Consider the following 6,994-nt stretch of genomic DNA (forward strand, 5'->3'; position numbering starts at 1 on the left):
GCGGGTGCGCCCGGGAAAAGCTCGGCGGTGTCTTTACCCATATCGCCGCCGGGGAAGGCCGGCTGTATCTCGCAACGGTCTATCGACTGCTGCACGATGGGAGTCTTCGGTCACGCGATGGACGACCACTACCGAAACTCGCTCCCCCACCCTCCCCCCTCACTTCGCGGACGGCATCAGCGTCGCCCACGTCCACCCCACCAGCACCTCACCGACCCGCCTGTTCGAAAGGGAGAGCGACACGCAAGCAGTGGTCGCCGGTGAGTACCATCCGCTGAACGGCGAGGCGTCGGAGTCTCGCCCCGGTGCTTCGGGCAGGACTCGAAGGGGATCGTCCCGTGAGGCGGGACGGTACGGGGGGCAGGGGAGTTGGCGACGTTCGGTGAGATGCTGTTGGTCTTTCGCCGGGCCGCGGGGTTGACACAGGAGGAGCTGGCCGAGGCCGCCGGGATGGCGGCCCGGTCCATCCGGGATCTGGAGCGCGGCTGGCGGGCGCGGCCGCAGCGCCGCACGGCGCAGTCGCTGGTGTCGGCGCTGGGGCTGGGTGACGCCGACGCCGCCGTGTTGCTCGCGGCGGGCCGCCCCGGCAGGCAGACGATTCCTCCTGCCGACGACGGCACGGCGCCGTCCGGCCTGCTCGGTCGTCGGGACCAGTTGATGGTCCTGGAACGTGCGGCCGGTGAGGCACGGGTGGGCCGGGGCGGCGTGGTGCTGGTACGGGCGGGCGCGGGAATGGGGAAGACCGCGCTGCTGGATACGTGGGCGGGCGGCCGGCAGCCGGAGGAGATCCTGGTGGTGTCCGCGAGCGGGGCGGAGCTGGAGCAGGGCTTCGCCTTCGGGGTGCTCCGGCAGCTGGTCGAGCCTTTGCTGGCCCGAGCCGGTGACGAGAGGCGGGCGCGGTTGTTGTCGGGTCCGGCGGAGTTGGCGTCGCACGCGCTGCGTGTGGAGGGGACCGGTGAGTTGTCGCCCGAGGCGTCTGTGGGCCTTCTGCACAGTCTGTACTGGCTGATGGTGCATGTCGCCGACGAGGGGCCGGTCGCCCTGGTGATCGATGACGTGCACTGGGCGGATGTCCCGTCGGTGCGGTGGCTCGAGTACCTGGCGCGACGGCTGCGGGGTCTGCCGCTGCTGCTCGTGCTGGCGGGGCGGCCGGACAACGGGGCCGAGGTCGAGCCGATGCTGGAGCGGATCGCCGCACTGCCGTACTGCCGTACGGTCGGCCTGCCCGGGTTGGACGTCGACAGTGTGACCCACCTGGTGCGGGCGAGCCTGGGGACCGGTGAACCGCTGTTCGTCGCCGCGTGTGCCTCGGCCACCGAAAGCAACCCGCTGCTGCTGCACGAGTTGCTGCGGACCCTGGCCGACAACCAGGTCAGGGCCACCGACGACCAGGCCCATCTGGTGGAGGAGTTCCGGGGCCGGATCCTGGCCGGAACCGTGGTCAAGCGGCTGGCCGACGAGCCGGAGCCGGTCCTCCGCCTCGCGCGGGCCCTGGTGGTGCTGGGGGACGAGGCCACCTGGACGGTCGCGGCCGAGCTGGCGGAGCTGGGCGAGTCGACGGCACGGGAACTCGGCGGCAGGCTGCGGCAGATCGGTGTGCTGGCGCCGGGTGAGCCGGTGCGGTTCGCGCATGCGCTGGTCCGCACCGCTGTCGCCGAAGCGGTCCTGGGGCCGGTGGAACTGGCCGCCGGTCACGCGCGGGCAGCCGAACTGCTGCGGAGCGACGGCGCGGCCGACGATCTGGTGGCGGCCCATCTGCTGCTGGCCGAACCGGGCGGTGAGAGCTGGTGGGTGGACACCCTGCGGGAGGCGGCACGGGCGACTCGTGGCCGAGGGGCTCCGGAGGTCACCTCCGCCTATCTGCGCCGGGCTCTGCGCGAGCCGGTGTCCGTCGACGAGCGTGGTCCCTTGCTGCTGGAGTTGGGCAAGGACGAGATACAGATCGACGTCGGCGCGGCCAAGCACCACCTGACGCAGGCATCGACGGCGTTAACCGACCCGTATGCGCTGGCAGAGGCGGCCTCGCTGCTGGCCAGCGCGCTGTTCCTCAGCCATGAGCACGAGCGCGCCGTCGACATCCTCGCCCGTGCGGTGGACGATCTGGGGCAGACCGACGACGGCATCGGCCTCGCCCGTGAGGTGTCGTGGTTCCTTCAGGCGCAGATGCTGTTGATCGGCTACGACCAGCTGTCGACGCTCCCCGCCGCACGCCGGCACGCGCGAAGGCTGTGGGACCACAAACTGGCCGGTGACACCCCTGGCGAGTGCATGGTCCTGGCCGCGCTGTCCGCCTCGGCCACCACCGGGGAGGCCAGTGCCCAGGTCGCCAACGACCTCCTCGACCGGGCCCTGCGAGGCGGCCTGGTCGCAGCGGACCCGTCCTACATGTTCGTGGGCCTCGCCGGGCTGGCCTTCGTGGCCACCGACCGGCTCGACGACGCGGTCGCGCTCTTCGACCGCGTCGGCGACACGGGCGGCCGATGGGGCTCGTTCCTGATGGTCTCGTCCGCGATGACCTGGCAGCTGCTCGTCCAGGCCCGCCGTGGCCGGCAGCTCCCGCTCACCGCGGACTTCGGACACCCCGCCACCACGGCCGACCAGGGCTTGGAGCCTCGGGTCAGGCTGTCGATGACGACCCAGGTGGGCGAGTCTCTGATCGAGCGGTGCGACCTGACCTCGGCGACGGAAGTCCTCACCGCGGACGCCGACTTCGACCGGGTGGGCTGGACCTGGCAGGGCCCGGCGCTCCTCGCACGCAGCCGCCTGCACGCGGCGCGGGGCAACCCGACCGCCGCCCTCGCCGTTCTGCATGAGTACGGCGCGGAGACGAACCGGGTACAGGTCATGAGCCTGGCCTATGTGCCCTGGCGGTCGCGGGCGGCCTTGCTGCACCTCACGCTCGGACAGCGGACGGACGCGCTCCAACTGGCGACCGAGGAACTGGAGCTGGCCCACCAGTGGGGCACCGAGCGAGCGATCGGGGTGGCCTCACGCTGTCTGGGCGTCATCCAAGGCGGACACAGAGGACTGGCCCTCCTGCGTGAGGCCGTGGCCGTGCTGAAACGGTCCCCCGCCCGACTGGAACTGGCCCGCGCCCACTACGCGCTGGGAACCGCCCTCATGCGCGGCCGCGAGGTCGACGAGGCCCGCCAGGCCCTCACCCAGGCGCTCCACCTCGCGGACACCTGCGGCAGCGTGCTGCTGGCCGGCCAGGTACGCGGAGCGCTCGCCACGGCAGGAGTGCGCCCGAAACCGGCACCACCGGCGGCCCCGAGCCTCTCCCCGACCGAACACCGGCTGGTCGAGCTGCTCCGCGCAGGTCACAGTGACCGTCAGATCGCCCAGGCCCTGCTCCTGACCCCGCACGACGTGACCGGACTTATCGAGCAAGCCGGCCGCAAACTGGGGGTGAGCAGCAGGGCGGAGCTGGCGTCCCCGGCCTAGCTACTTGCTCCTGCAAAGGCTGGTGATCACGTCGAAGTCCTGGTGGTCACGAAACCGGGCCTCGATAACCTTGTCGAGTTCGGCGACCTGCTGATTGAGGGCCATCACCTCCATCGCCGGCGTGCGCACCAGTTGGGCGGTCAGTTTCTCTCCGGGGGCCCGAATTTCAATGACTGTCAGCGACGGGTTTCCGCGGGGGGTGTTCGGGCGTGTAGCTGTTCCCATGTGCGGGCGGGCGATCCGGGTATGGGCGTGACGAGGATCCGATCTCTCTTCGCCCCGGCCTCTCGAACCACCTCTGCAGGACGCGAGCGGACGGCCGGCGTCACTGGAGACCGGGCTCGCCGTCCAGGGGCTGCATGTGCGGGTCGAACAGGGACTTCCTGGGCGGGCCCTCCGGGCCGTTGTTCAGTACGCATTCCCCGCTGAGGGCCTCGGAGAAGAAGCAGCCGGACTTCGGGTTGCCCCAGCGGCCGGTGTAGTTCAGCCAGGCCCATTCGCCGGTGTAGCTGCCCACGGGCTGCCAGGCGAACACCTTGAGCGCCTGCCGGGTGTCCCAGAGCATGCCTGCGCCGGTGTCGTCGTTGAGGGTGTCGCCGTTGGGCAGATTCCGGTAGGTGTGGCGTCGCGCGTCGGGGTACATGCCGTGGGATCCCTGCGCCGAGTAGACCACCGGCTGATCGCCGATCAGGTCGACCTCTGGGCCGCCGTACCGGAAGGTCTGTCCACCGTCGTGCTGGCCCATGGAGACCCGGTACGGCACGTCGTCCACGAGGCGGACGGTGACGTGCTCCCAGTCGCCGACGTGGTTGCCGAACGTGGAGTAGCCCCCGACACAGCCCCAGCGGGAGAACCATCCGACGCAGACCCGCTTGCCGTTGTTGTACGGGAAGAACGTCCAGTAGTTGATGTCGGTGATGTTGGTCGGGCCGCCGTTGTCGGTGCGGTGTACGACCTCCGCGTAGGCCGGCACCGCGCTCTGGCTGGGGCGCTGTCCGGCCAGGAACGGCGGATTCGTGCAGGAGTCGCAGCCCAGCGCCTGGTTGGTCACGAGGAACTGCTGGTTGGGGTTGCCGTTGTCCGCACGGGTCTCGAGGTGGGTGTTGGCCAGGAACGGCTCGACAGCGGCCGGGAAGTAGGACTCGTCCTGATGAAGCCAGATCCGCGGCGCGTAGCGGCGTGCCAGCGAGTCATCCGCCGACGAGACCGAGGAAGTGGAAGCCGAGCGGGTGGTGTCCTCTGCCGCCCGAGCGGGATGCGGCGACAGCACCGACAGCAGGGCGGCGGCGGAGACCGTCGCCAACAGACCGGCCCCCCAACGCCGTACGGAAGTCGACCGGTCTCTGTCTCTCGGTGAAGCGGTCAACAGTGTCCCCCTCGTGAGAAGTGTGTGAGCTTGTCGTCGCTGAACCTCGGGACGACCCGTCGCATCCGGGCGCGGATGCCCGCCGCTTCCGGTAAGGCCGGGTCGTCGAGGGTCAGCGCGTTGTGCCATCCGGCGTATCCGCAGGTGAGCAGGGCGAGTTCGAGATAGCCGGGAAAGGACGGGACGAGCGGGCGCAGCCCCTCCCCGAGGTAGTGGTAGTGGATCTCGTCACCGGGCGGAGCGTCGGGCTGCTGGCAGAAGGCGGCGCACGCCTCCGGGCTGAAGAAGTCGAACGGCTTGACCGGCTCGAAGCGGTCTCCGCCGGGGAAGTCGTCGAACCAGATGGTCTCGCGCCAGTCGGAGAAGACCTCGGCCAGCGGAAGGATGTCGATCGAGCCGGAGTCCGTCGGCCGGCCGCCCTGGTCCGGCGGCGTGTAGTCCCAGGCGAGGGTGAACCCGTTGAGCCGGGTGTAGAAATCCTCGACACCCTCGGGCAGGCGGTCGCTGGCGAGGGCGCGCGCCTCGGCCAGTTCGGCGGCGGCCACCGGCGGCCTGATCTCGCTCTGCCGGACCGCGACGCCGGGTACGCCGCGCAGCTCCTCGATCCGCGCGGCGACCCGCTCCCGGTGGCTCACGCCCCGTCACCTCCGTGCTCGCACTCGCCTTCTTACTGGTTCGCCGCTGTCACTTCTCTTCCTCACGCGCAGGGGGCGCCGTTCGCTGGCCTCCTCGGAGTCCTGCCTGATCTTGGACCATTTCTCGTAGCCCTGGAGAAGGACGGCGTTGACGTTCTTCTGGGTCTTGATGAAGGCGAGCCGGGTCGCGGCCTTGTCCGGGAGCCCCTTCGAGCTGATGCGTTCAGTGGCCCAGTCGTCGAGCGCTTTCAAGCGCTTGGGCTTATTGAGCGTCTCGAAGAACTTGGTCAGTTGGTCGGTGGACATCTCGTTCAGCAGGCTCGATCGTGATTTCGGACTGTAATACTTGAATACCTCGGGGTCCTTCTTCGCGAGATTCCTGAGCGGCGCTCCGACCAGGGCGAGCAAGTACTTTGAGTGCTTGAACACCAGATCACGCTGTTCGTGCGTGGTCGGCACCCGCAGCGTGAACAGGGCGTCGACCAGCTGGGTCCGCCCCGCGTTGGCCAGCGGCTCAAGGGCGTGCTCGACCAGTTCACCGGAGGTGAGTGCCACCGACGTCAGGAAGCCGTCGACGTCGGCGATCCGGCTGTTCGCGTCGTACAGCCAGCCGAGCAGGTCCGCCTGGGTGGCCGACGATATGTCCCGGTAGAGGTCGGGGTAGGCCTCCAGGACCGCCACCTTCAGGTCTCTGGTCGGGACGAGGGAGATCACCTGGGCCCTGGTCTGGTCGTCCTTCGTGCTCAGGTCGGTCACCAGGTTCGCGGCTGAGCCCGTCCACCCCTGGTAAGGGAGTTTCTTCGCTCCCTGCAGCGGCTCACCGGGTACAGGGATCTTGCTCTGCCACGAACCGCCCGGACCGGCACGTCCTTTGGCTTTCCAGACCATGCTGATGCGGTTCGGGACGACCGACGAGAAAATCGTGTCGTCCGCGGGCGAGACCGAATAATTCACCTCGGTCCTGAGCCACACACGGTGGCCGGCGTCGACCAGGTACTTGACGCGATCCTCCGCCTGCGCGGACATCGAGCTGTTGACCTTGGCCGGTCCGGGTGCCAGGTTCCACTTTTTGTTGCCCGGGCCGCCCAGCCGTCCGTTCCACAGGTGCATGCGCACGGCCCGGTAGGGCGCGTGCGCGGGCATCTTGCCACCCTTCACCAGGCCCGCGTTCCGCAGGTTCGCCCACCCGATCGGATCCACCGACGGCTGGTTGTGCCCCTCTGCGAGAGCCCTGCCTCGCAGGTTGTCGACCTCCACGATGTGGGCCCGCCCGCTGTCTTCGGTGAACCTCGGGTCGTCGCCCTGCATGGTGCCGTCCTTCCACCGCTGGATCACCAGGCGCTGCACGGACGGCCTCGCCGGCGTACCTGGGCCGGACCTGAGCGGTGATTGCCGGGATCGAAGACGCGCGACGGTGGGACGAGGGGGTGCGCCGTCAGCATGCCGTTGCTGCTCCGCCGGAGGCACGACTGCGGTGTTTCGCAGGTTGTGCTGCGGGTGCAGGACCGTCTGCGGCGACAGCGCGCCCGACGCCCGGGCGTCTCCGCTC

General features: G+C 69.6%; 5 protein-coding genes. 1 reads left to right on the forward strand and 4 read right to left on the reverse strand.

Annotation, left to right across the window (positions count from 1 at the left end):
• Window positions 1-387: 387 nt before the first annotated feature.
• On the forward strand, window positions 388-3,444 hold the full coding sequence (locus tag AOK23_RS27990) for an AAA family ATPase (protein WP_169800340.1): 3,057 nt from the start codon (window positions 388-390) through the stop codon (window positions 3,442-3,444).
• Here AOK23_RS27990 and AOK23_RS50405 read toward each other — a convergent pair whose 3' ends face one another.
• The 4 genes from AOK23_RS50405 to AOK23_RS28005 all read right to left on the reverse strand — a co-directional run bounded on the left by AOK23_RS50405 (window position 3,445) and on the right by AOK23_RS28005 (window position 6,792).
• Window positions 3,445-3,669, reverse strand: coding sequence for a hypothetical protein (locus AOK23_RS50405; RefSeq protein ID WP_079049744.1), 225 nt, complete (start codon window positions 3,667-3,669; stop codon window positions 3,445-3,447).
• Between the two features lie 100 nt (window positions 3,670-3,769).
• On the reverse strand, window positions 3,770-4,747 hold the full coding sequence (locus AOK23_RS27995; protein ID WP_055715396.1) for a Vps62-related protein: 978 nt from the start codon (window positions 4,745-4,747) through the stop codon (window positions 3,770-3,772).
• 59 nt (window positions 4,748-4,806) lie between these two features.
• Window positions 4,807-5,445 carry a hypothetical protein gene (locus tag AOK23_RS49000; RefSeq protein ID WP_055715397.1) on the reverse strand — a complete coding sequence of 213 codons (639 nt, stop codon included), beginning with the start codon at window positions 5,443-5,445 and terminating at the stop codon, window positions 4,807-4,809.
• Between the two features lie 6 nt (window positions 5,446-5,451).
• Complete coding sequence (locus tag AOK23_RS28005; protein ID WP_055715398.1) at window positions 5,452-6,792, reverse strand: hypothetical protein; 1,341 nt, start codon at window positions 6,790-6,792, stop codon at window positions 5,452-5,454.
• Between the last annotated feature and the right edge of the window lie 202 nt (window positions 6,793-6,994).

The organism is Streptomyces torulosus (assembly GCF_001419765.1).
GTDB lineage: Bacteria > Actinomycetota > Actinomycetes > Streptomycetales > Streptomycetaceae > Streptomyces > Streptomyces torulosus.